Raw genomic sequence first — 24,157 nt, 5'->3', positions numbered from 1 at the left:
TTACAGAATCCCGATGATTTTCACTTCAAACGCCAGCGCCTGGCCGGCAAGCGGATGGTTGAAATCGAACAGCGCCGACGTTTCGCCTACCTCCTTCAGGACGCCCGCGTAGCGACCGCCGCCCGGCGCGTTGAATTCGACCAGATCACCGGGCGAAAAATCCTCGCCGATCATGCTGTTTTCGCGCAGGGTGGCCAGCGAAACCCGCTGGATCAGCTCCGGATTGCGCGGGCCGAATGCCTGGCCCGGCGTTAGCTGAAAGGTCGAATGGTGGCCCACCTTCAAACCCAGCAAAATATCTTCCAGCGGCGGCGCCAGTTGACCCGCGCCGAGCAGCAGCGTGGCCGGCTTGTCGGTAAATGTGTTGATGACTTCAGCGCCATCGGCAAGGGAAAGCCGGTAGTGAAGCGTCACGTGTGAACCGGGTTTCACTTCGGAAATGTCGATGATGCTCATGCAATGCTCGCTCTGTCGAAGCGCGCTGCACGCGTGCGCCGCGGGCGCAGTCGACGCGTGTGGCAGACCGTCGGGGTGCCATGCGCAAAGCGCCTATTGTAAGCCACATAGCGGGCGGCGGCTTGGGTCCGTCGCGCGCACCGCGGCACGGCAGGGGCCTCGGCCCCGCACGCCGCCGCCAACCCGAACTGGAGGATTCTTATCTATATGGCCGACTATGCCCGCACGACAGACCAGGCGGCACTCGAAGCGGCCCTGCCGAAGCCTGTCGCGTCCGCCGCCCCGGTAATCGCCGTGGTGTCGCCGCCCGCTTGCACTGCAGTGAGCAATCGCGCCAGCGCCGCCGACGCCATCGGGAACGCCGGCACATCGCCGGCTCGAAAGCTCATACGCGGCAAATGGCTAAAAAACGACATGCCGCGCGAGCGGCTGATCGAGGAAGGGCCGGGCGTGCTGTCCGACACAGAAATGATCGTGCTGGTGCTCGGTTCGGGCCTCCCTGGCCACGATGTGTTTAACGTCGCACGCGCCCTGCTCGACCGCTTCGGCTCGCTACGGGCAATGCTCGACGCAACTTACTCGGACTTCGAGGGCCTGCGCGGCATCGGCCCGGCGAAAAAGGCGCAGTTGATCGCCATCATGGAGATGGCGCGGCGCTCGCTGGTCGATAAAATGCGTGACCGTTCGCTGATGAACTCGCCCGAGGCCGTGCAGGATTATTTGCGCCTGCGCATCGGCGGCAAGACGCAAGAGGTCTTTGTGTCGCTCTTTCTCGATGCCAGGCATCGGTTGATCCGTTGCGAGGAAAGCGCGCGCGGCACGTTGACACGTATGGCGGTGTATCCGCGTGAGATCGTGCGGCGAGCGCTGACTTTGAATGCCGCCAGTCTGATCGTCGCGCATAATCACCCTTCCGGCGCGGTCCAGCCGAGCGCAAGCGACTGCCGGCTGACGCATACTCTGCGCGAGGCGCTTGCGCTGATCGACGTACAACTGATCGATCATCTGGTGATCGGCGCCGACGACACCTACTCGTTTGCGCGCGCCGGCTGGCCCTGACACGACGCCAACCTGGCTTGTGACAACGTTGCGCCGTGTTCGGCATCGCAAATAAGGTTTGATTTTGCGGCTTTTTTTCCGCTATAATTCCGGTTTGCCTATTTCCAACCCCCTGTTCCGAAGCCACCAAGGCGTTCCGGAAAGGAAAAGCGACTGAAGTTCAAAAACTTGATCGCGGCTCTTTTCGGGAAACTTTCACGGCGTTCGAACTCAGAATTAGCGTATTAGGAGTGCTCTCATGGCACGCGTATGCCAAGTAACTGGGAAAGCGCCGATGAGCGGCAACAACGTTTCCCACGCGAACAACAAAACCAAGCGCCGGTTCCTGCCGAACCTGCAAAACCGCCGTATTTGGGTGGAAAGCGAAAACCGTTGGGTGCGTCTGCGCGTTTCGAACGCCGGCCTGCGCCTGATCGACAAGAACGGTATCGACGCTGTGCTCGCAGATTTGCGCGCACGCGGTGAAGCCTAAGGAGTAAATCATGGCAAAAGGCGCACGCGACAAGATCAAGTTGGAATCGACCGCAGGCACGGGTCACTTCTATACGACGACGAAGAACAAACGCAACATGCCGGAAAAGATGCTGATCAAGAAATTTGATCCGGTCGTCCGTAAGCACGTTGAGTACAAGGAAACCAAGATCAAGTAAATCTTGGATCCTGCCTGACGAAGACAAAAAGATTTGCAAAAAAGCCTCGCATTCGTGCGGGGCTTTTTTGTTTTCAACGTGCATGATAGTGCCGTCGCTGCGCAGCTTAACTGCCCTTTCATCCTCTCTGTTGCTCTTTAAGACAGTCTTATCCCGTGCGGCCAGCTTTCCCTCATTCGTCGCGGCGCGTATCCTTTCTCGTTTTACGGCGTGCGAACGGCATGCCGTCACGGCAAAACGAAAGACGGAGATGTAGGCAATGGAATTCGATGTAGCAATTGTCGGTAGTGGTCTGGCTGGTTTGAGTGTCGCGCTCAATCTCGCGGAGACTCGGCGGGTTGCGGTGGTCGCCAAGCGATCGATGACCGAAGGTGCGAGCGATTGGGCGCAAGGCGGGATTGCCGCCGTGCTGGATTCGGCGGACAGCATCGAAAACCATGTCCGCGACACACTGATCGCCGGGGGCGGTCTGTGCGACGAAGCCGCGACACGCTTTATCGTCGAACACGGTCGCGCCGCGATCGAATGGCTGATTGAGCAAGGCGTGCCGTTCACCAAAGACGACGCCGCCGAACTCGGCTTCCATCTGACACGCGAAGGCGGTCATAGCCATCGTCGGATCATTCATGCCGCGGATGCAACAGGCCATGCCGTGGTTGCCACGCTCAGCGAGCGTGTGCGCCATCATCCGAACATCACGTTGCTCGAAGACCACTACGCGATCGATCTGATCACGTCCGACCGCCTTGGTCTGCCAGGCCGCCGCTGCCACGGTTTGTATGCACTCGATCTGCAAAGCGGCCGGACCGTAACGATCGAGGCGCCGCATACCGTGCTCGCCACCGGTGGCGCCGGCAAGGTCTATCTGTACACCACCAACCCCGACACCGCGACCGGCGACGGCATCGCCATGGCGTGGCGCGCGGGCTGCCGCGTGTCGAACATGGAATTCATCCAGTTCCATCCGACCTGCCTGTTCCATCCTTATGCAAAGTCGTTCCTGATCTCGGAAGCAGTACGTGGCGAAGGCGGCATTCTGAAACTGCCGGACGGTACGCGCTTCATGCCGAACCATGACGAACGCGCCGAACTCGCGCCGCGCGACATCGTCGCGCGCGCGATCGACTTCGAGATCAAGAAGCGCGGCATTGATTGCGTGTATCTCGACATCAGCCACCAGCCACCTGAATTCCTGCGCGAACACTTCCCGACAATTCTGGCCCGCTGCCTCGAATTCGGCATCGACATCACCAAGGAGCCGATCCCGGTTGTGCCTGCCGCGCATTACACCTGCGGCGGCGTCGTAACGGACCTGGCTGGACGGACCGATCTCGCCGGCCTCTACGCAGTCGGCGAGACGTCATGCACGGGTCTTCACGGCGCGAACCGTCTTGCCAGCAACTCCCTGCTCGAGTGTCTCGTGATCGGACGCTCCGCCGCGCAGGCCATCGAGGAAGAAGGCTTCAGCGCCGCCGTCCACGCGCCGTTGCCGGACTGGGATGAGAGCCGCGTGTCGGATCCGGACGAAGAAGTAGTGGTCGCGCACAACTGGGATGAGCTGCGCCGCTTGATGTGGAACTACGTCGGCATCGTGCGCACGGACAAACGGCTTGCACGAGCCAGGCATCGGCTCGCCCTGCTCCGTGACGAGATCCATGAGTATTACGCGAACTTCAAGGTGAGCCGCGATTTGCTTGAACTGCGCAATCTGGTCGATGTGGGTTCACTGATCGTCGAAGGCGCTCGCTCACGACGCGAAAGCCGCGGCCTGCACTTTAGCCGCGATTGGCCGGCCACGTTGCCTAAGGCGCTGCCGACCGTACTGTCGCCGGAACATGTACGCAACCGCAATGTGTGATTTATAAAAGCCGAAACGAAAAGGCCATCGCCAGGGAAACTGGCGATGGCCTTTTCGTTGATTGCGAACGTCCAGACCTGGGCGCGTGCGGCTCAGACGATCCGCATCGAGTAATCCGTTGCGCGCACATCCTTGGTCAGCGCCCCGATCGACACGCGATCGACGCCCGTTTCCGCAATGGTCCGCACCGTCTCGAAGTTCACACCGCCAGACACTTCCAGCACTGCCCGCCCTGCCGTCATACGCACTGCGTCGCGCATCGCGTCGAAGGAAAAGTTGTCGAGCAGAATGGATTGCGCGCGATGCGCCAACGCGGTTTCTAATTGCGCCAGTGTTTCGACTTCGATCTGGATCGACACGCCCGCATCCAGCGCAAGCGCCGCATCCATTGCGGCACCAACGCCGCCGGCTGCCGCGATGTGGTTTTCCTTGATCAGAATGCCGTCGTACAGCGCGAGCCGCTGATTTGCACCGCCACCCACGCGCACCGCGTATTTCTGCGCGAGCCGCAAACCCGGCAAGGTCTTGCGCGTATCGAGGATACGCGTTCGTGTGTGAGCAATTGCCTCGACGTAGCGACGCGTTGCGCTCGCCACGCCCGACAGCAGCTGGAGGAAGTTCAGCGCATTGCGTTCAGCAGTCAACAGCGCGCGAACAGGACCGCTCAGCTCGCAGACCGGCGTATCCGCTGTCATCCGATCGCCCTCGCGATACCGCCACTGCACCTCGATACGCGGATCGATCTGACGCATCACCGCGTTGAACCAGGGCACACCGCATAGCACTGCGTCTTCACGCACGATGATGCGTGCATCGCGCACATCGTCTGCAGGAACAAGGCGGCCGGTCTGATCGCCCAAGCCCACGTCTTCGGCCAACGCGTCGGCGACATTGCGCGCCAACGCGGCATCAAATGCCGCGCCGTACTGCGCATGAATCTCCGCGAACAACGGCGACACCGCCTCGACCTGATTACGTTCCACCGCCCCCATCACGCTGCCCCCACGTTTGAATACAGTTGCGCATCGCGCGCGAGATCGCCACTTGCCTGCACGCGCTTCTTATGACGCGCCGCGAAGTCGAGCATCCGGTCGATCGGCAGACGCGCCCGCTCGCCAATCGCTCGATCGACGAAAATCTCGTTATGGCCGCGCTCGAGCACGTCGGCCAGATTGGCGAGGCCATTCATCGCCATCCACGGGCAATGTGCGCAGCTCTTGCAGGTCGCACTGTTGCCCGCCGTCGGCGCGGCGATCAATGTCTTGCCGGGTGCGGCGAGCTGCATCTTGTGCAGAATGCCGAGATCGGTCGCTACAATGAAATGCGTCGCGTCGAGTTTTTGCGCGGCGTCGATCAACTGGGTTGTCGAACCAACCACGTCCGCTTGCGCAACCACATTGGCCGGTGACTCCGGATGCACCAGCACCTTCGCACCCGGATATTCGGCGCGCAGCAGATCGAGTTCGATGCCCTTGAATTCGTCGTGCACAAGACACGAGCCCTGCCAGAGCAACATGTCCGCGCCGGTCTTGCTCTGGATATAGCTGCCGAGGTGACGATCCGGCGCCCAGATAATCTTTTCGCCGCGCGCGTGCAGATCGGCAACGATCTCCAGCCCGATCGACGACGTCACCATCCAGTCCGCCCGCGCCTTGACGGCCGCGCTGGTGTTCGCGTACACGACCACCGTGCGATCCGGATGAGCGTCACAGAAAGCTGAGAATTCGTCGACCGGACAGCCCAAGTCGAGCGAACAGGTCGCGTCGAGATCAGGCATCAGAATGCGCTTGTTCGGACTCAGGATCTTCGCGGTCTCACCCATGAAGCGCACGCCTGCAACCACCAGCGTTTGCGCCTCGTGATCGCGGCCGAAACGCGCCATCTCCAGCGAGTCTGCGACGCAGCCGCCGGTTTCGTCGGCGAGCTCCTGCAGTTCCGCGTCGACATAATAGTGCGCGACGAGCACCGCTTTCTCGCGCTTAAGCAATGCGCGGATGCGCTCCTTCAGCGCTACCCTCTGTTCCGCCGACGGTGCGTCGGGCACTTTCGCCCAGGCTTGCCCGATCCCGCAGGTTGTGCCTTGCGCTTGTGGCCGGTCGTATTCGACGGTCCTGATCGCCTGCTGATCCATGATCTCCTCTTGCCTTCGCTCTGCCGCCGCGGACACTTGATCGCATGCCGTTGCAATTTCCGCGGCCCAAAAAGCAAAACCCCGCCAACGCGGGGTTTTGTGACGTAACGAAATTTTAATAGATTTCGCGCTCAGGCATACGATCAAGCATAACGGCGCAGACGCAGCGCGAATTCCTGGAGCGCTTTGATACCGCTCTGTTCGGCGCGATGACACCAGTCTTGCAATTGAATCAGCAATTGATCGCGCGATGCATTCGAACGCTCCCACATGGCCGCCAGTTCATTGCGCATGTCGATGTAGGTCTTGAGCTTCTGGCTGTTCGCGAAGATTTGCGGCAACTGGCGCTTCTGCGGCTCGTCGAGACCCGCCTCTTCCTTGTGGAACCAGCTACGCGCACCGCGCATTACCTGATACTTCTCGCGCGCGCCAACTTCCTTCAGATGCGCCAACTCCTGGCGGTAAGCACGCTTGAGCGCCTTGCCGTAACGCGCCATCACTTCGTAGCGGTTGGCCAGCACGGCTTGCAACGTGTCCTCATCGAGCACCAACTTGCCGGTGGTCAGACGCGGCGTAGGTGCGATCTTCTTCACCTTGGCCAGGCGGAACGCCGACATGATGCGGATATACATCCAGCCGATATCGAACTCATACCACTTGTTCGACAGCTTGGCCGACGTAGCATACGTGTGGTGATTGTTATGCAACTCTTCACCGCCGATGAGGATGCCCCACGGAAAAATGTTGGTGCTCGCATCCGACGAATTGAAGTTGCGGTAGCCCCACCAGTGCGCGAGACCATTCACCACGCCGGCTGCCCAGAACGGAATCCACACCATCTGCACGGCCCAGATCGTCAGACCGACCACGCCGAACAACGCGACGTTCAGCACCATCATCAGGCTCACGCCGAGGATCGGGTACTTGGTGTACACGTTGCGTTCCATCCAGTCATTCGGGGTGCCGTGACTGAACTTGCGCATGGTTTCTTCATTCTTGGCTTCGGAACGGTACAGCTCCGCGCCTTCCAGCAGCACCTTCCAGATGCCGCGCGTTTGCGGGCTGTGCGGATCTTCTTCGGTCTCGCACTTGGCGTGGTGCTTACGGTGAATCGCGGCCCATTGGCCGGTCAACATGCCGGTGGTCATCCACAGCCAGAAACGGAAAAAATGACTGACGGCCGGATGCAACTCCAGCGCGCGGTGCGCCTGGCAGCGATGCAAATACACCGTCACGCCGATGATCGTGATGTGTGTCGCGACCAGCGTGTACAGCACAAGTTGCCACCACGAGAAGTGCAGCACGCCGTGGGCAAGGAAATCGAGCAAGGAATTCAACAAGGCAATTTACCTGTGGAACAAGAGACGCCAGACAGACGCAAAATGCGCGTGTCAAGAAAGTGAAAGCATACAGCGGGATTGGACGATATTCTACTTGAAGCGTTCCAAGTGTTTGTAACAAATAGGGATTTTTTGTGCGGTATCAAGGGGATGGAACTCGCCGGAGAGATCCTGTTAGACCTTCCAGCGGGTTCGAAGTGCCCGTCAATGGGCGCTATCGGCGGGATTAGCCGCAGGAGGAGCGGTCATTGTTACCGCTTGCGGCATTGCGTCGCTCATGTTGCCGACTATTCGCACTTCGCGTTGCGCGAAAGGAATTGCGATGTCGTGTTCGGAGAACAAACGCCAGATGTTGCGATTGACGGCCGAGCGGACGCTCGAAGTGCCCGTCGCCGCGTCCTCGATCCAGAAGCCCAGTTCGAGATTAATGCCGTCAGGGCCGAAGCTCGCCAGATAAGCGGTAGGCGCCGGCTCCTGCAGCACCCGCGCGACGCCCTGAGCCGCTTGCGCAAGCAACGCCATCGCCTGCTCGACGTCGGACGTGTATGCGACCTGCACGGCCAACTTGGCGTAGCCGCGCGTTAGATAGGAGGACTGGTTCTGCACCACGTCCGTAATCAGCTTTTCGTTCGGAATTAGCGTTTCGATGCCGTCCAGCCCACGCACCACGGTATAGCGCGTGCGAATCTGCGTGACCATGCCTTGCAAGCCGCTGACATTGATCGTGTCGCCGATGCGTAGCGAGCGATCGATCAGAATGATGAAGCCCGAGACGTAGTTGCTCGCGATCTTCTGCAGCCCGAAGCCAAGCCCGACCCCCAGCGCGCCGCCGAACACGCCCAGCACCGTAATATCGATGCCGACCAGTGACAGGCTGATCAGCACCGCCCCCAGCACGAACAGCGCACGGCCGACGCGCGCCACGACCACTTTCAGGTTGGCGTCGAGCGTGGTGGAGCGAATCAGGCGGTCTTCGAACGCCGAGCCCAGCCACATCGCGACAATCATCGTCACGCAGACCCACAGAAGACCCGTGATGAGCGACAGCAGCGTCATATGGGCATTGGCGACGCGGAAATGCACGCTGCCCATCCACGCGACCACGTCGTCCTGAATGCCCACCACGGTGAGCACCATGCCGATCCACACGACCAGCGAGACGATTTTCTCAACGAGAAATAGCCACGGATGAGTCTCGCCGCCCTGGCTGAACACTCGTCGCGCGAAGAAAAACACGATGTAAATCAGGCCGATACCGAACAAGGGCACCAGCGCCAGGTCGAGCAGCGCCGTGTGCATGAACGGGTCGGTGATCGCCCGCGCGAGCCAGACGAGTGCCGCGCCGATCAGGGGAAAGAATGCGCGATTCAGGCTTTCCGCACCAAAACGCAGGGTCTGGTAACGCGTCTGGCGCCGCAAATCGAGCGCCCGGCGCAACAGCCGCGCGAGCAGCCACGCAATGATGAGCGTGCCAATCAGCACGCCGATCTGCCACAACATCACCGGCTGGCCGAAGTCGCGCGCAAGGTCGCCGAACATGTGCGGAAAAATGCGGTTTTGCATGATGTCGCCGAAATCGCCGGCGCGCCGTGTTCGGGAGAGAACCTGGCCGCGCCGGCAGATAGCCGGTTGCAGTTAGCTCTGGCGTTCCAGCACGGCGGCGAAGAAGCCGTCGGTGGCATGGCGGTGCGGCCACAGCGACAGATAATCGCCCATTTCCAGGTCGATGCGCTGTTCGACCAGCACGTCGCGCGCAGGTACCAGGGCGAAGTCCGGATGGTCGGCGAGGAATTGCTGCACGACGGCTTCGTTTTCCGCTTCCAGAATCGAGCAGGTTGCGTAGACGAGACGGCCGCCCTTCTTCACGAGGCGCGAGGCGCTGGCCAGAATCGACGCCTGCTTCGGCGCCAGTTCGGCGACCGATTCAGGCGACTGGCGCCACTTCAGGTCCGGATTACGGCGCAGCGTACCCAGGCCGCTGCACGGCGCGTCGACCAGCACGCGGTCGATCTTGCCGGCCAGGCGCTTGATCTTCGCGTCGTGTTCACTGTCGATCAGCACCGGATTCACGTTCGACAGGCCGCTGCGCGCAAGACGCGGCTTGAGCTTGGCCAGACGACGCTCGGAGATGTCGAATGCATAGAGACGCCCAGTTGAGCGCATTGCCGCGCCCAGCGCCAGCGTCTTGCCGCCCGCGCCCGCGCAGAAGTCGACGATCATTTCGCCGCGCTTGGGCGCGACCAGCGAACACAGCAACTGGCTGCCTTCGTCCTGGACTTCGACCCAGCCGTTCTGGAAAGCGTCGAGCTTGGTGAGCGGCGGCTTGCCGACCACCCGCACGCCGAACGGCGCGAACGGCGTGGCGCCGCCTTCGATGCCGGCCTTCGACAGCGCGTTCAGCACGTCGTCGCGGCTTGCCTTGATCGGGTTCGTGCGCAGGTCCAGCGGCGCCGGATAATTCAGCGCGGCGGCCAGTTGCGCCAATTCCGCAGCCTCGAAACGCCTGGAGAGTGCTTGATAGATCCAGTCAGGCAGATTCAGGCGAATCCGCAGCGGCAGGCTTTCCGGATCGATCTTCGCGACGTGTTCGAGCCAGTGCGATTCGGTGTCCGACAAAAACGGCTTGAGCGCGGTGCGGCCAGCTGTCTGCATCAGTCCCAGCAAGGCCATGCGGCGCGCCGGGCTGCCCGCGCCGCCTTCGGCCAGGTGGGCGAATTCCATCCGACGGCGCAACACGGCGAAGACCGCCTCGGCGATCACGCCGCGCTCGCCGTGCCCGAGCTTCGGATGCGCGCGGAAAAAGCGGCTCGTCGTGGCGTCGGCCGGGCCGCTTAGTTTCAGGACTTCAGCCAGCAAAGTCTCGGTTTGTCCAATCAAAAAACCATGTAATCTCATGCGCCCTCTCCGGCGGTGTGACCGGCAAAGAGCCATTGCGGCTCCGGCGGCGTAAGCGTGACACGCAAGCCGTCGAGAGCAAGACGCCCTTCGACGAACCAGCGCACCGCGCGTGGATAAATAATGTGTTCGGTTGCCAGCACGCGTTCGGCGAGCATGGCGGGGGTGTCGCCAGCCTCGACGGGGACGGCCGCCTGCGCGACGATCGGCCCGTGATCCAGCTGCGACGTGACAAAATGCACCGACGCGCCGTGCAGCCGCACGCCGGCGTCCAATGCCTGTTGATGAGTCTTAAGCCCCGGAAAGCTCGGCAGCAGCGACGGATGCACGTTCAGCATGCGCCCGGCGTAATGGTCGACGAAACCGGCCGTGAGCACTCGCATGAAGCCCGCGAGCACGACCAGATCGGGCGCAAAGCTGTCGATGGTTTGCGCGAGCGCGGCGTCGAAGCTGTCGCGCCCGGCAAACTGGCGGTGGTCGACCACCGCCGTGGCAATACCGTGCGACGCGGCGAATTCAAGGCCCGCAGCGTCGGGACGGTTGGCAATCACGGCGGCGACTTGCGCCGCCCAGCCCTCGTCCGCGCAGGCGCGAATGATAGCCTCCATATTGCTTCCCCGTCCGGAAATCAGGATGACGAGTTTTTTCATCCGCGGATTTTATCATTCGAGGGGCACTGAAACGGCGACGCGCCGCCGTCTCGTGCGCTGAGCGTTTATAATCGTTTGTTTTGCGGCACCTCGCCCGCCCTACCTTAAACCCGCTATCGTGAGAGTCTTCCGCGGTCTTCCCAATGCTGAAAGCCGTGCGCCCTGCGCACTGACCATCGGCAACTTCGACGGTGTCCACCGCGGCCATCAGGCTTTGCTCGCCCACGTCCGGGCCGCAGCCGACGCACGCGGCCTGCCCGTCTGTGTGATGACCTTCGAGCCGCACCCACGCGAGTTCTTCAACCCGGCCGGCGCGCCGCCGCGGATCGCAATGCTGCGCGACAAGCTCGAGGCGCTCCGCACCAACGGCGTCGATCGTGTGGTGGTCGAGCATTTCAATCACACGTTCGCCAGCCAGTCGCCGGACGCGTTTGTCGAACGGATCATCGTCAATGGGCTGCATGCCCGCTGGGTGATGATCGGCGACGATTTCCGCTACGGCGCGAAGCGCGCGGGCGATTTCGCGTCGCTCAAGGCCGCGGGCCAACAGCACGGTTTCGAAGTCGAGCAGATGGCCACGGTTGCCGATCCGTCCGGCGCGCGCATTTCCAGCTCGGGCGTACGCACTGCGCTGGTGGCGGGCGATCTCGACTCGGCGCGTGCCGCACTGGGCCGCGATTATCTGATCAGCGGGCACGTCGTGCACGGCATGAAGCTCGGCCGAGACCTCGGTTTCCCCACGCTGAATCTCACGATCGCCCACAAACGCCCGGCGCTGGCCGGTATTTTCGTGGTGCGCGTGCATGGTGTGGCGGACAAACCGTTGCCCGGCGTCGCTAGCCTCGGCCTGCGCCCCACCGTCGACGATTCCGGCCGCGTGCTACTGGAAGTGCATCTACTCGACTGGCACGGCGACGCGTATGGCAAACTCGTGCGCGTCGAATTCCTGAAGAAGCTGCGTGACGAGGAAAAATACGTCGACCTCGAAACGCTGACTGCCGCGATCTCGCGCGACGTCGCCAATGCCCGCGCATGGTTCGCGGCTGTCGGCGCCGGCACGCCGGGCAGCCGTTCCACCGGTTTCGCCACCTCGGCCACCGACCGAATTAGATAGCCGCCGCGGTACATGCCAGCGCACGGAGTGCTGCATGTACCCACCGCTGCGCGCATCGAAGGGCGTCCGTGGATCACGCGACATGCCTGCCGGGCGCGCCCCACGCCCTGCGCATCTTGCGCTTACCGCAGCCTCGCTGCGCTTAGAAAGAATTCACCGCGACCTCATCATGAGCAACAAGAAAGCCGATTCGAAACCGCAGTCACGCTACCCGGTCAACCTGCTCGACACGCCGTTCCCGATGCGTGGCGACCTGCCCAAACGCGAGCCGCAATGGGTCAAGGAATGGCAGGAACGCAAGGTCTACGAGACGATTCGTGCGGCCAGCAAAGGCCGTAAGAAGTTCATCCTGCACGACGGCCCGCCGTATGCGAACGGCGACATCCACCTCGGCCACGCGGTGAACAAGATCCTGAAGGACATGATCGTCAAGGCGCGCAATCTGGCGGGCTTCGACGCGGTCTACGTGCCGGGCTGGGATTGCCACGGCATGCCGATCGAAATCCAGATCGAAAAGCAGTTCGGCAAATCGCTGCCGGCCGCTGAGGTGATGCAGAAGGCGCGCGCCTACGCGACTGAGCAGATCGAAAAGCAGAAGATCGGCTTCCGCCGTCTGGGCGTGCTCGGCGACTGGGACAATCCGTACAAGACGATGAACTTCACGAACGAAGCCGGCGAAATCCGCGCGCTCGCGAAGATCATGGAAAAAGGCTACGTGTTCCGCGGCCTGAAGCCGGTCAACTGGTGTTTCGACTGCGGCTCGGCGCTGGCCGAGGCGGAAGTCGAATACAAGGACAAGACCGATCCGACCATCGACGTGCTATTCAGCTTCGCCGAGCCGGAAAAGACCGCGCAGGCGTTCGGCCTGAGCGCGCTGCCGCGCAATGAAGGCGGCATCGTGATCTGGACCACCACGCCGTGGACCATCCCCGCCAACCAGGCGCTGAACCTGCATCCGGAAGTCATCTACGCGCTGGTCGATACGCCGCGCGGTCTGCTGATTCTTGCGGAAGAACGCGTTGAAGCCTGCCTGAAGCAATACGGCCTCGAAGGCGCGGTCATCGCGACCACGCCGGGTGCGAAGCTCGTGAACCTGCGCTTCAATCACCCGCTCGCCGTGGCGCATCCGAGCTACAAGCGCACCGCGCCGGTTTATCTCGGCGACTACGTGACGACTGAAACGGGTACGGGTGTCGTGCATTCGTCGCCGGCGTATGGCGTAGAAGACTTCGTGTCGTGCAAGGCGCACGGCATGTCGGATTCCGACATCATCAACCCGGTGATGGGCGACGGCCGCTATATCGAATCGCTGGCGCTGTTCGGCGGCCTGTCGATCTGGGCGGCCAACCCGCAGATCGTCGAGGCGCTGCAGAACGCCGGTTCGCTGATGCGCACCGAGAACTACACGCACAGCTACATGCACTGCTGGCGCCACAAAACGCCGATCATCTACCGTGCCACCTCACAATGGTTCGCCGGCATGGACGTGAAGCCGAACGACACCGACAAGACGCTGCGCGAAACCGCGCTCGAAGGCATCGAAAACACCGCCTTCTATCCGTCATGGGGCAAGCAGCGCCTGTTCAGCATGATCGCCAACCGCCCGGACTGGACGCTGTCGCGTCAGCGTCAATGGGGCGTGCCGATGGCGTTTTTCGTGCACAAGGAAACCGGCGAGCTGCATCCGCGCACGCTGGAGTTGCTTGAACAAGTCGCGCAACGCGTCGAGAAGGCCGGCATCGAAGCGTGGCAAACGCTCGACCCGCGTGAACTGCTCGGCGACGACGCCAACATGTACGAGAAGAACCGCGACACGCTCGACGTCTGGTTCGATTCGGGCACGACGCACTGGCACGTGCTGCGCGGCTCGCATAAAAATGAACTGCAATTCCCGGCCGACCTGTATCTGGAAGGCTCGGACCAGCATCGCGGCTGGTTCCACTCGTCGCTGCTGACCGCCTCGATGCTCGACGGCCGCCCGCCGTACAACGCGCTGCTCACGCACGGCTTCACCGTCGACGGCGAAGGCCGCAAGATGAGCAAGTCGCTCGGCAACGGTATCGATCCGCATGAGGTGGCGAATCGCCTCGGCGCGGAAATCATCCGTTTGTGGATCGCGTCGACCGATTACTCCGGTGAGCTGGCGATCTCCGAAGAAATCCTGAAGCGCGTGACCGAAGGCTATCGCCGTATCCGCAACACGCTGCGCTTCCTGCTCGCGAACCTGTCGGATTTCGACTTCGCGCAACACGCGCGTCCGGTCGAAGACTGGCTCGAGATCGATCGCTATGCGGTGGCGTTGTCGGCGAATCTGCAAAACGACATCCTGTCGCACTACGACAAGTACGAGTTCCATCCGGTGGTTGCGAAGCTGCAGACGTTCTGCTCGGAAGACCTGGGCGGCTTCTATCTGGACGTGCTGAAAGACCGCCTGTACACCACGGCGGCCGACTCCGTCGCGCGCCGTTCGGCTCAGACCGCGCTGTATCACATCGCGCATGGCCTGCTGCGCCAGATGGCGCCGTTCCTGTCGTTCACTGCCGAAGAAGCGTGGAAGATTTTCCAGCCGAACAGCGAAACGATCTTCACCGAGACTTATCATGCGTTTCCGGCAGTGCCGGACGCCGGCGAGCTGCTCGACAAATGGACGCTGCTGCGCGCCGCGCGGAGCGACGTGACCAAGGCGTTGGAAGAAGCGCGCGTCGCGAACCTGATCGGTTCGTCGCTGCAGGCGGAAGTCGAAATCCGCGCGAGCGGTGCGCGTTACGACGCGCTCGCGAGCCTCGCCGACGACCTGAAATTCGTGCTGATCACGTCGGCGGCGAGCGTCGTCAAGGTCGATAGCGAAGCGGAAGAAAGCGTCGACGTGATCGCCTCGAAGTATCTGAAGTGCGAACGCTGCTGGAACTACCGCTCGGACGTCGGTGCGCACGCCGACCACCCCACGCTGTGCGGACGCTGCTTCAGCAATCTGTTCGGCAGCGGTGAAACGAGGAGCGCGGCATAATGGCAAAAACCATGTCGAAAACGTCGGCCAGCAACAGTTCGCTGGCACCGTGGCTCGGCGTCGCGCTGATTGTGATCCTGTTCGATCAGCTCACCAAGATCGCGGTCCAGAAGGTGTTCGCCTACGGTGTTCCGCATGAGGTCGCGCCGTTTTTCAACCTGATCCTCGTGTACAACCGCGGCGCCGCCTTCAGTTTCCTCGCGATGGCGGGCGGCTGGCAGCGCTGGGCGTTCACCGCGCTCGGCGTGGTCGCGGCCCTGGTGATCTGCTACCTGCTCAAGCGTCACGGCGGGCAAAAAATGTTCTGCGCGGCGCTTTCGCTGATACTCGGTGGTGCACTCGGCAACGTGATCGACCGGCTCGCGTACGGCCATGTGATCGACTTTCTCGACTTTCATGTACGCACGTGGCACTGGCCGGCGTTCAATCTCGCCGACAGCGCGATCACGATCGGTGCAATCCTGCTCGTGCTCGACGAGTTGCGGCGCGTGCGCGGCTCGCGATAATAAGCTTGGGCCCCGCCCGCCACCACGCTTTGTCGGAGGCTTTCGTTGGCAACCGCAGAACTCGCAGGAAAACACCTCGTCCTCGGCATGACGGGCGGCATTGCCTGCTACAAGATTGCCGAACTCACGCGCCTGTTGACCAAGGCCGGCGCGACCGTGCAGGTCGTCATGACCGAAGCGGCCACGCAGTTCATCACCCCCGTCACCATGCAGGCGTTGTCGGGGCGTCCGGTCTACACGAGCCAATGGGATGGACGCGTGCCGAACAACATGGCGCACATCGACCTCTCGCGTGAAGCCGACGCGATCGTCGTCGCGCCCGCCTCGACCGACTTCCTCGCCAAACTCGCGCACGGCATGGCCGACGATCTGCTCTCGACGCTGTGTGTCGCACGCGATTGTCCGCTGCTCGTCGTACCGGCGATGAACCGGCAGATGTGGCAGAACCCCGCCACCCAGCGCAACGTCACGCAACTGCGCGGCGATGGCGTCGAAGTGCTCGGGCCGGACTCAGGTCCGCAAGCGTGCGGCGAAACCGGCGATGGGCGCATGTTGGAAGCCGCCGCCACCTTTGAGGCAATCGCCTCGTTCTTCTCGCCCAAGATCCTGGCCGGCCGTCGCGTGTTGCTGACGGCGGGGCCAACCTTCGAACCACTCGATCCGGTACGCGGCATCACCAACCGTTCGAGCGGCAAAATGGGCTTCGCACTCGCGCGCGCCGCCCAGCAAGCGGGCGCCGAAGTGCATCTGGTCGCGGGCCCGGTCGCGCTGGAAACGCCGTGGGGCGTGTTCCGCGAAGACGTGCAAACCGCGCAGCAGATGCACGACGCGGTGATGCGCTCGGTCGCCGACGCCGACATCTTCATCGGCGTGGCCGCGGTGGCGGATTGGCGCGTCGATCATGCCAGCGACCACAAGATCAAGAAGACCGCCGATCGCGCCCTGCCCACTTTCACGTTCGTCGAGAATCCGGATATTCTGGCGGCGGTCGCCAAGCTGCCGCATCCGCCGTTTGCAGTCGGCTTTGCAGCGGAGAGCGGCGACCTCGAAGTGCATGGCGAAGAGAAGCGCGTACGCAAGAACGTGCCGCTTCTGATCGGCAATCTCGGCCCGCTGACTTTCGGTCTCGACGACAACGAGGTGATCCTGTTCGAGGCAGGGGGCGCCACGAAGCTGCCGCGCGCCGACAAGCAGACGCTCGCGCGCGCCTTGATCGTCGAGATTGCCAGACGTCTGCCCGACACAAGTCTGATCCGCTAAAACCGCGCGCGGCGGCGCCTGCCGCGTTCGCCGCCACCGCCTCTAGCGCACCGAATCATCTGGAGCAGTACTGCCATGACGCTACTTTCCGTGCTCGATCAAACGCCCGTGATCGACGGGCACTCGGTGGCGGACGCGATCGCCGCCACCGTCGAACTCGCGCAACTTGCCGATGATCTCGGCTACACGCGCTACTGGTGTGCTGAACACCATGGCTTGCGCGGCGTGTCCAATCCGTGCCCCGAAGTGATGCTGGCGCGCCTCGGCAGTGTGACTCGACGCATTCGCCTGGGCTCGGGCGGCATCATGCTGCCGTACTACAGCCCGTTCAAGGTTGCCGAGCAATTCATGATGCTCGAGGCGCTGTTTCCGAATCGCATTGACCTTGGCGTGGGACGCGCGCCGGGCGGCGATATGCATACGGCGCAAGCGGTAGCGGCCGGCGCCTACAATCGCGGCGACATTTTTCCGCAGCAAGTCGCGGATCTGGTCGGCCTGATGCACGGCACGCTGCCCGAAGGTCATCTCGCGCACGGTGTGCTGCTGCAACCGCAAGTCGACACACGTCCACAACTCTGGATGCTCGGTTCGAGCGAATTCGGCGGCCTGTTGGCGGCACAGCTCGGCATCCGCTTTGCGTTTGCGCATTTCATCAACGCGCATTTCGGGCACCAGGTCGCGCAGGCCTATCGCGAGCGCTTCAAAGCCAGCCAGGAAGCGCAACAATCCTATCTGGCCGCAGCCGTATTCGTGATCTGCGCGGACACCGAACAGGAAGCAGCCGACCTGGAAAAGGCCGTCGACCTGCGTCGCGTGCAAATGGCTTATGGCTTGAATGAACCGATCCCGACCATTGAACAAGGCATCGCGCAGGAATATGGCGAACGCGAGCGCCTCGTGATCGACCGCGAGAAGCCGCGCAGCATCATCGGCACACCGGAAACGGTGACTGAGCGACTCCACGCCCTGCAGGAGCAGTTCCAGGCCGACGAATTGATCGTACTCACCGTCTCGGGCAGCTACCGCGCGCGGCTGCGCTCCTATGAACTTCTCGCCGATGCGTTCCAGCTCGGACGCCCGGCCTCCACCCCTTAAACCTTCGACCCTGCATGAAACTCGATCTGAAGATTCTCGATGCGCGCATGCGCGACCAACTCCCGGCCTACGCAACCACGGGCAGCGCGGGCCTCGACCTGCGTGCCTGCCTCGACGAACCGTTGACGCTGAAACCCGGCGAAACAGCGCTGGTGCCAACGGGTCTGGCGATTCACGTCGGCGATCCGGGTTATGCGGCGTTGATTCTGCCCCGCTCGGGTCTGGGCCATAAGCACGGCATCGTGCTGGGCAACCTGGTCGGCCTGATCGATTCGGATTACCAGGGTCAGCTGATGATCTCGACGTGGAATCGTGGCGAGACCACCTTCGTGCTGAATCCGCTGGAGCGCCTCGCGCAACTCGTGATCGTGCCGGTGGTCCAGGCCGAGTTCAATATCGTGGATGATTTCGCGGAAAGCGAGCGAGGCGCCGGCGGTTTTGGTAGCACGGGCAAGCATTGAGGTGCGGCCTTGGCGTTTGCAAAGTCCCGTTGGAAATGCGCCCCATTAACCACGGCTAACGTCCAATCCACTGAAGTTGGCACCGGCTTATTTCGCACATGAATTAACGCCGCCCGGCCATCAACCGGACGGCGCGTCTCCCAGTCATGCACTTGCTCCCAATGCGTCGACTTCGGGAATAACCTGCGACGGTATGAGCGTTGACTCGCGGCCCCATCGTCTTACAATTTACTCAAAAGACCACCCACTGAAGAGCGTCGCACAACCGAGCGAAACTCAGTTCGATGAGGCTATAAATGTTCTGATTACGGGCATGCATCCCGTTCCGCAGGTAAAAATCAAATCCGAAAATACAGTTAACATTGCATTCAAGTTGACGATTGATATGATCGCAAATAAATAAATATAAGAATTAAAGAAAATCTCTGCAATTCCCCGTGAGACGAAAATCTCATTGACCCAAATTTTCCGGCACATCGGCTCATATTTATATTTTCGTCAATTATTTAGGAATACTTGACTATGAAATGCTTTTTGAGAAATATCATTATTCAATCCATTTGTAGTTATTTTTTTTGCAATCCGGCACGAAAAAAATTTCTCATGGCATTTCTTAACATCGCGCTCGCATTGAATGTCCTCGCGCCATATGTTGCTCACGCGGTCGTAGCTGGCGGCATGGCGACCATCAATAGAACATGGCCACAAATATCCGATGGATACACCGATATGGAATTCTTTATAACGGTGACCAGAGCGCCAGGATTAAATGGAAGAACCTACTGGGCACATCAATGGAGTTACACCGGTACTCAAGAAGGTGGTTACGTTGGCCTTCAAAGTGGCAATGGAAATGACAAGGCCCTGAATTTTTCCATCTGGGGTGCGACCGGATGGCGGGACGCTACCGGGACCAATTGCTCACATTTCGGTCACGAGGGGAGCGGGGTGCAATGTCGGATAACCTTCCCCTGGAAGGAAGGCGTCACTTATCGAATAAAAGTGGCGAGGTCTGGTATTGATGGCTGGACCGCATCAATCACGAATACTCGAACCGGCCAGGTGACAACGGTTGCAACAATAATCGTGCCGACAAACTATGGTGGACTCAAAAATCTTCAGGAGTGGGTGGAGAATTTTGCTCAAGGTAATGAACAACACTCATCGTGTTCGGATGTTCCGGAAGCAATTGCGGTATACGGCTCACCACAGGCGAATGGCGGAACGGTAAGGCCCACTAGCAGCAGTTCGAATACTTATGGTAATTGTGCTTCAGTCGCGAAATCTATATGCACAACAGAACAGGTATGCACGCTGAGCGTCAATCCAAGCGCACCCTTTGTACAGAAGCACTTGCAAAACCGAGTCAATTTTTACTGTCTGGATATGCTGGGCGGCGGGCTGCAAGCCGGACTATGGCAATGCCTTAGAGGTAACGCAAATCAGATCCTGACCGAGGATGATACCTACAAGCTGCACCTGTCCAGTAACCCGGGACTGTGCCTTACCGCGGACAATAACAATCTGGTCAAGACATCGACCTGCAACAACAGCGCCCAGCAGCAATGGCTTAAGGTCAACCGAACTCAAGCGTACTTTAACGCCGGAACCGGGCTATGCATGGATTCGACCGACAACGGCAACATCAAGGCGTCAATCCGAGTACACGAATGCCTGGAGAACGATTTTCAGCAATGGAGGAATGTGATCCCGAATTGAGGGCGGCCGGGATTCGTGGGTATCCGAAATTTAAGATGCTGACGATGGCTATGGTCTACATAGACGTGTCGGTCGGATGAAAGCCCGGTTACGTCGAGGCAGTCAGCTACCGCCCTACGAAAAGCAGAACGGCGCCGATTTCATCGCGCGCCGTTCTTGTTTCGCCTTGTGTGGAATCAAACCGCCAGCATCACTGCCTACTCCACCTCAACCGCTTCCGGATTCGGATTGCGCGGCGCCGGATGCTCGTCGAAGGTCAACTGCACCTTGTCTTCCGCATCCACGTCGACCGTCACACGGCCGCCGTTCATGAGCTTGCCGAACAGCAACTCGTCGGCCAGCGCACGACGGATCGTGTCCTGGATCAGACGCTGCATCGGCCGCGCGCCCATCAGCGGATCGAAACCGTGCTTGGCGAGATGCTTGCGCAGCGCGTCGGTGAAGAGCGCATCGACCTTCTTCTCGTGCAACTGATCTTCCAGTTGCATGAGGAACTTGTCGACCACGCGCATGATGATTTCCTCATCGAGCGAGCGGAAGCTGATCGTCGCGTCCAGACGGTTACGGAACTCCGGCGTGAACATGCGCTTGATGTCGACCATTTCGTCGCCGGTTTCCCGCCGATTCGTGAAGCCGATCACCGACTTGCCCATTGCCTCGGCACCCGCGTTCGTCGTCATGATGATGATGACGTTGCGGAAATCCGCTTTGCGACCGTTGTTGTCCGTCAACGTGCCGTGGTCCATCACCTGCAGCAGCACGTTGTAGATGTCCGGATGCGCCTTCTCGATTTCGTCGAGCAACAGCACGCAATGCGGCTTCTTCGTGACGGCTTCAGTCAGCAAACCACCTTGATCGAAACCGACATACCCCGGCGGGGCGCCGATCAAACGGCTCACCGCATGACGCTCCATGTATTCCGACATGTCGAAACGGATCAGCTCGATCCCCAGCGTGAACGCCAGTTGCTTCGCCACTTCGGTCTTACCGACACCCGTGGGACCGGAGAACAGGAATGCACCAATGGGCTTGTCCAGCTTGCCGAGGCCGGCGCGCGCCATCTTGATCGCGGCCGACAGCGCGTCGATGGCCGGGTCTTGCCCGAACACCACGCTCTTCAGATCGCGATCCAGCGTTTGCAGCTTGCTGCGATCGTCTTGCGACACGCTTTGCGGCGGGACACGGGCGATCTTCGAAATGATTTCTTCGATCTCGTTCTTGCCGATGGTCTTCTTCTGTTTCGACTTCGGCAGGATGCGTTGCGCCGCGCCCGCTTCGTCGATCACGTCGATCGCCTTGTCCGGCAGATGACGATCCGTGATGAAGCGGGCCGACAACTCAGCCGCCGCCGACAGCGCACCCGACGAATACTTCACGCCGTGATGCTCTTCGAAGCGTGACTTCAGGCCGCGCAGGATCGCCACCGTCTGTTCGACAGTCGGCTCGGTCACGTCGACCTTCTGGAAACGGCGCGACAATGCCGCGTCTTTTTCGAAGATGCCGCGATATTCCGTGAACGTGGTTGCGCCGATGCACTTGAGCGTGCCCGACGACAACGCCGGCTTCAGCAGATTCGACGCGTCCAGCGTGCCGCCCGACGCAGCGCCCGCGCCGATCAGCGTATGGATTTCGTCGATGAACAGGATCGCGTGCGGACGTTCCTTCAATTCCTTGAGGACCGTCTTCAGGCGTTGTTCGAAGTCACCGCGATACTTGGTGCCGGCGAGCAACGCGCCCATGTCGAGCGAATACACCTGGGCATCGGCCAGAATATCCGGCACTTCGCCGCGCGTAATGCGCCAGGCCAGCCCTTCGGCGATCGCCGTCTTGCCGACGCCGGCCTCACCGACCAGTAGCGGATTGTTCTTGCGGCGACGGCACAGCACCTGGACCACGCGCTCGACTTCCGACTCGCGCCCGATCAGCGGATCGATGCGGCCGTCTTTCGCCATCTGGTTCAGGTTCTGCGTGAACTGCGCGAGTGGGGTTTCCTTCTGCGCGGCGGCTTCGTCGGACTCGGCATTCGCGTCGCTCGCTTTCGCGGCGTCGGTGCTGCTCGTCTTGGCGATGCCATGCGAGATGAAATTCACCACGTCCAGACGCGTCACGCCCTGCTGTTGCAGGTAGTACACCGCATGCGAATCCTTCTCGCCGAAGATCGCGACCAGCACATTCGCGCCGGTCACTTCCTTCTTGCCATTCGAGGTGGATTGCACATGCATGATCGCGCGCTGGATCACACGCTGGAAACCCAGCGTGGGTTGCGTGTCGACGTCGTCCGTGCCAGGCACGGTAGGCGTGTTGTCATGAATGAAGTTGCGCAGGTTCTGGCGCAGATCCTCGATATTGGCCGCGCATGCACGCAACACCTCCGCGGCCGTTGGATTGTCCAACAGTGCCAGCAAAAGATGTTCGACCGTTATGAACTCGTGCCGCGCCTGGCGTGCTTCCATGAACGCCATGTGCAGGCTGACTTCCAGTTCCTGGGCAATCATGCTTCCTCCATCACACACTGCAGCGGATGCCCGGCCTGCCGTGCGTGGGTAACGACTTGCTCGACTTTGGTCGACGCGATGTCCCGCGTATAGACCCCACAAACTCCCCTGCCTTCGCGATGCACCTTCAACATAACCTGCGTTGCGGTTTCTCGATCTTTATTGAAATATTCCTGCACGACCATCACGACAAATTCCATTGGCGTGAAGTCGTCATTCAGCAGCACCACCTTGTACATGGACGGCGGCTTCAGCTTCTTTTCCTGCCGCTCCAGTACGGTGCCGTCCTGCTTGTCCGGGATAATCGCCATACACCCATTCTAAACAACTAGGACAGGCCCGCAATCCTGTCAAAACCCGGCCAACCGGCCGGTGAGCCCGTTCGCTTCCGCTCTGATGGGTAATTACCCCAAAGCGTTGCGTCATTCGACGAGCCGTTTGCGGAGCCGGCCCCTATCCTGTGATGCGTCGCGGTTATGCCGCGCCGCAGTCGGATCGAGTATCGCACAACCTGCCGATGCAGGCTGGCTCGCCGCCCTTGCCCTGCCAGCCGGCGGTGCGCGACCCGCAGAACAGCATGTGAGTCGATTATGCGACTTTTCAAGACAGCCCGCTTGCGCAAGCGCACATAAGAAAATAAAAGCCGGAAAAACCCTGGAAAACGCCTGTTTGCAACGCGACAACGGCATCTCAAAATTTTCTTGACACTCGAATAAAGAGCCTCAACAATCAAGCTGGCACTTTTTTCACTGCGCCATAAATCGAAAAAATGCCGATGGTGAGCTTGTGAGGAGGGAGCGGCTGCCTCGCGCGGTCGTCGAGCTTTTCGAGGGCTCGTGGTAGTGACATGAGTTACAGGGGAAGTTGGAATGGCAACTGGTACGGTCAAATGGTTCAATGACGCAAAAGGTTTCGGATTTATCACGCCTGACGAGGGCGGTGAGGATCTGTTTGCACACTTCTCGGCCATCCAGATGAATGGGTTCAAGACCCTCAAGGAAGGTCAAAAAGTAACCTTCGAGGTCGTGCAAGGCCCGAAAGGCAAACAGGCATCGAACATCCAGGCACCTGCCTGATACGGTTCGTTACCCGATCCTTTGAAACCCGGCTTCGTGCCGGGTTTCTTTTTTTGAGCGTGGGCTTCTAACCTATTGCGGATCGCAATCCCGACATGCGACGCAAAAGGGCCAGTCGGATCATTGGGCAAGGCTGGAAGAGTGTCGGATGCGGCGCGGCTTCGCACCATGCGAGGCTCAACGCTGCACCGACGGCGCGAAATCCCAAATAACGGTCGCTGCTTCGCTTTTCGACCCGCTTCGCCTTGCCGTCGGCTAATCGGCGCAGCGCCCCCGCCGCGCGCGCTGCATATCGAGACTACGCGTCAGATCTCCCTCAAACACAGCGACGCCCTGATGGCGGAAATTCGACCGTACATCCACAGCAGGGGTGACGCCGATACGT

The 24,157-nt window shown here is 60.8% G+C and carries 21 protein-coding genes; 12 read left to right on the top strand and 9 right to left on the bottom strand.

All coding sequences use genetic code 11. The features are described from left to right. Window positions 1-456, bottom strand: a complete 456-nt coding sequence (locus tag PQR53_RS15060) for an FKBP-type peptidyl-prolyl cis-trans isomerase (protein ID WP_042321518.1) — start codon at window positions 454-456, stop codon at window positions 1-3. Between the two features lie 207 nt (window positions 457-663). On the opposite strand from PQR53_RS15060, the gene radC reads away from it, so the two are divergent. From radC to nadB, 4 genes are all read left to right on the top strand, one after another. Further along, window positions 664-1,515: a RadC family protein gene (gene radC, locus PQR53_RS15055; protein ID WP_408455014.1), complete on the top strand. Its 852-nt coding sequence runs from the start codon at window positions 664-666 to the stop codon at window positions 1,513-1,515. Window positions 1,516-1,753: 238 nt separating this feature from the next. Next, a complete protein-coding gene (gene rpmB / locus PQR53_RS15050; RefSeq protein ID WP_007180631.1) occupies window positions 1,754-1,987 on the top strand; it encodes a 50S ribosomal protein L28 in 234 nt (77 codons plus the stop codon). A 10-nt stretch (window positions 1,988-1,997) separates the two neighbouring features. Continuing rightward, a complete protein-coding gene (rpmG, locus tag PQR53_RS15045) occupies window positions 1,998-2,165 on the top strand; it encodes a 50S ribosomal protein L33 (RefSeq protein WP_007180630.1) in 168 nt (55 codons plus the stop codon). Between the two features lie 259 nt (window positions 2,166-2,424). Next, window positions 2,425-4,023, top strand: coding sequence for an L-aspartate oxidase (gene nadB, locus PQR53_RS15040; RefSeq protein ID WP_408455011.1), 1,599 nt, complete (start codon window positions 2,425-2,427; stop codon window positions 4,021-4,023). A 92-nt stretch (window positions 4,024-4,115) separates the two neighbouring features. Here nadB and nadC read toward each other — a convergent pair whose 3' ends face one another. The 6 genes from nadC to purN form a co-directional block, all read right to left on the bottom strand. Further along, window positions 4,116-5,015: a carboxylating nicotinate-nucleotide diphosphorylase gene (gene nadC, locus PQR53_RS15035; RefSeq protein WP_408455009.1), complete on the bottom strand. Its 900-nt coding sequence runs from the start codon at window positions 5,013-5,015 to the stop codon at window positions 4,116-4,118. Beyond that, window positions 5,015-6,154 carry a quinolinate synthase NadA gene (gene nadA / locus PQR53_RS15030; protein WP_408455006.1) on the bottom strand — a complete coding sequence of 380 codons (1,140 nt, stop codon included), beginning with the start codon at window positions 6,152-6,154 and terminating at the stop codon, window positions 5,015-5,017. The genes nadC and nadA overlap by 1 nt, the downstream gene beginning before the upstream one ends. Window positions 6,155-6,297: 143 nt before the next feature. Next, the gene (locus tag PQR53_RS15025) at window positions 6,298-7,494 is read right to left on the bottom strand and encodes a DesA family fatty acid desaturase (RefSeq protein ID WP_408455003.1); all 1,197 of its coding nucleotides are present in this window, start codon (window positions 7,492-7,494) and stop codon (window positions 6,298-6,300) included. A gap of 204 nt (window positions 7,495-7,698) precedes the next feature. Next, window positions 7,699-9,057 (bottom strand): mechanosensitive ion channel family protein, encoded by a 1,359-nt coding sequence (locus tag PQR53_RS15020; protein WP_408455000.1) that lies wholly within the window; start codon window positions 9,055-9,057, stop codon window positions 7,699-7,701. Window positions 9,058-9,129: 72 nt separating this feature from the next. Continuing rightward, the gene (locus PQR53_RS15015; protein ID WP_408454997.1) at window positions 9,130-10,389 is read right to left on the bottom strand and encodes an RsmB/NOP family class I SAM-dependent RNA methyltransferase; all 1,260 of its coding nucleotides are present in this window, start codon (window positions 10,387-10,389) and stop codon (window positions 9,130-9,132) included. Beyond that, on the bottom strand, window positions 10,386-11,039 hold the full coding sequence (gene purN, locus PQR53_RS15010) for a phosphoribosylglycinamide formyltransferase (protein ID WP_408454994.1): 654 nt from the start codon (window positions 11,037-11,039) through the stop codon (window positions 10,386-10,388). The genes PQR53_RS15015 and purN overlap by 4 nt, the downstream gene beginning before the upstream one ends. 118 nt (window positions 11,040-11,157) lie before the next feature. On the opposite strand from purN, the gene PQR53_RS15005 reads away from it, so the two are divergent. From PQR53_RS15005 to PQR53_RS14975, 7 genes are all read left to right on the top strand, one after another. Further along, entirely contained in the window at window positions 11,158-12,153 is a 996-nt protein-coding gene (locus PQR53_RS15005; RefSeq protein ID WP_408454991.1) for a bifunctional riboflavin kinase/FAD synthetase, read from the top strand. 169 nt (window positions 12,154-12,322) lie between these two features. Then, a complete protein-coding gene (gene ileS / locus PQR53_RS15000; protein WP_408454988.1) occupies window positions 12,323-15,160 on the top strand; it encodes an isoleucine--tRNA ligase in 2,838 nt (945 codons plus the stop codon). Beyond that, complete coding sequence (lspA, locus tag PQR53_RS14995) at window positions 15,160-15,666, top strand: signal peptidase II (RefSeq protein ID WP_323043263.1); 507 nt, start codon at window positions 15,160-15,162, stop codon at window positions 15,664-15,666. Before ileS ends, lspA begins: the two co-directional genes overlap by 1 nt. A gap of 45 nt (window positions 15,667-15,711) precedes the next feature. Further along, a complete protein-coding gene (gene coaBC / locus PQR53_RS14990) occupies window positions 15,712-16,926 on the top strand; it encodes a bifunctional phosphopantothenoylcysteine decarboxylase/phosphopantothenate--cysteine ligase CoaBC (protein WP_408454985.1) in 1,215 nt (404 codons plus the stop codon). A 75-nt stretch (window positions 16,927-17,001) separates the two neighbouring features. After that, on the top strand, window positions 17,002-18,021 hold the full coding sequence (locus PQR53_RS14985; RefSeq protein ID WP_408454982.1) for an LLM class flavin-dependent oxidoreductase: 1,020 nt from the start codon (window positions 17,002-17,004) through the stop codon (window positions 18,019-18,021). Between the two features lie 14 nt (window positions 18,022-18,035). Further along, a complete protein-coding gene (gene dut, locus PQR53_RS14980; protein ID WP_179733932.1) occupies window positions 18,036-18,482 on the top strand; it encodes a dUTP diphosphatase in 447 nt (148 codons plus the stop codon). A 522-nt stretch (window positions 18,483-19,004) separates the two neighbouring features. After that, entirely contained in the window at window positions 19,005-20,201 is a 1,197-nt protein-coding gene (locus PQR53_RS14975) for a DUF3472 domain-containing protein (protein ID WP_408454979.1), read from the top strand. A 197-nt stretch (window positions 20,202-20,398) separates the two neighbouring features. Here PQR53_RS14975 and clpA read toward each other — a convergent pair whose 3' ends face one another. Both clpA and clpS read right to left on the bottom strand, forming a co-directional pair. After that, entirely contained in the window at window positions 20,399-22,696 is a 2,298-nt protein-coding gene (clpA, locus tag PQR53_RS14970; RefSeq protein ID WP_074765373.1) for an ATP-dependent Clp protease ATP-binding subunit ClpA, read from the bottom strand. Continuing rightward, window positions 22,693-23,007 carry an ATP-dependent Clp protease adapter ClpS gene (gene clpS, locus PQR53_RS14965; RefSeq protein WP_012434130.1) on the bottom strand — a complete coding sequence of 105 codons (315 nt, stop codon included), beginning with the start codon at window positions 23,005-23,007 and terminating at the stop codon, window positions 22,693-22,695. The genes clpA and clpS overlap by 4 nt, the downstream gene beginning before the upstream one ends. 558 nt (window positions 23,008-23,565) lie before the next feature. On the opposite strand from clpS, the gene PQR53_RS14960 reads away from it, so the two are divergent. Next, complete coding sequence (locus PQR53_RS14960; protein ID WP_007180614.1) at window positions 23,566-23,772, top strand: cold-shock protein; 207 nt, start codon at window positions 23,566-23,568, stop codon at window positions 23,770-23,772. Window positions 23,773-24,157 lie beyond the last annotated feature (385 nt).

The organism is Paraburkholderia fungorum, assembly GCF_046027605.1.
GTDB classification, from domain to species: Bacteria; Pseudomonadota; Gammaproteobacteria; order Burkholderiales; family Burkholderiaceae; genus Paraburkholderia; species Paraburkholderia fungorum_F.
This window is presented reverse-complemented; position numbering and strand designations above follow the sequence as displayed.

Bases quoted from the DNA above. Each gene is read 5' to 3' on its own strand.
- PQR53_RS15060 (WP_042321518.1), bottom strand. From the start codon at position 456: ATGAGCATCATCGACATTTCCGAAGTGAAACCCGGTTCACACGTGACG.
- radC (WP_408455014.1), top strand. From the start codon at position 664: ATGGCCGACTATGCCCGCACGACAGACCAGGCGGCACTCGAAGCGGCC.
- rpmB (WP_007180631.1), top strand. From the start codon at position 1,754: ATGGCACGCGTATGCCAAGTAACTGGGAAAGCGCCGATGAGCGGCAAC.
- rpmG (WP_007180630.1), top strand. From the start codon at position 1,998: ATGGCAAAAGGCGCACGCGACAAGATCAAGTTGGAATCGACCGCAGGC.
- nadB (WP_408455011.1), top strand. From the start codon at position 2,425: ATGGAATTCGATGTAGCAATTGTCGGTAGTGGTCTGGCTGGTTTGAGT.
- nadC (WP_408455009.1), bottom strand. From the start codon at position 5,015: ATGGGGGCGGTGGAACGTAATCAGGTCGAGGCGGTGTCGCCGTTGTTC.
- nadA (WP_408455006.1), bottom strand. From the start codon at position 6,154: ATGGATCAGCAGGCGATCAGGACCGTCGAATACGACCGGCCACAAGCG.
- PQR53_RS15020 (WP_408455000.1), bottom strand. From the start codon at position 9,057: ATGCAAAACCGCATTTTTCCGCACATGTTCGGCGACCTTGCGCGCGAC.
- PQR53_RS15015 (WP_408454997.1), bottom strand. From the start codon at position 10,389: ATGAGATTACATGGTTTTTTGATTGGACAAACCGAGACTTTGCTGGCT.
- purN (WP_408454994.1), bottom strand. From the start codon at position 11,039: ATGAAAAAACTCGTCATCCTGATTTCCGGACGGGGAAGCAATATGGAG.
- ileS (WP_408454988.1), top strand. From the start codon at position 12,323: ATGAGCAACAAGAAAGCCGATTCGAAACCGCAGTCACGCTACCCGGTC.
- lspA (WP_323043263.1), top strand. From the start codon at position 15,160: ATGGCAAAAACCATGTCGAAAACGTCGGCCAGCAACAGTTCGCTGGCA.
- PQR53_RS14985 (WP_408454982.1), top strand. From the start codon at position 17,002: ATGACGCTACTTTCCGTGCTCGATCAAACGCCCGTGATCGACGGGCAC.
- dut (WP_179733932.1), top strand. From the start codon at position 18,036: ATGAAACTCGATCTGAAGATTCTCGATGCGCGCATGCGCGACCAACTC.
- PQR53_RS14975 (WP_408454979.1), top strand. From the start codon at position 19,005: ATGAAATGCTTTTTGAGAAATATCATTATTCAATCCATTTGTAGTTAT.
- clpA (WP_074765373.1), bottom strand. From the start codon at position 22,696: ATGATTGCCCAGGAACTGGAAGTCAGCCTGCACATGGCGTTCATGGAA.
- clpS (WP_012434130.1), bottom strand. From the start codon at position 23,007: ATGGCGATTATCCCGGACAAGCAGGACGGCACCGTACTGGAGCGGCAG.
- PQR53_RS14960 (WP_007180614.1), top strand. From the start codon at position 23,566: ATGGCAACTGGTACGGTCAAATGGTTCAATGACGCAAAAGGTTTCGGA.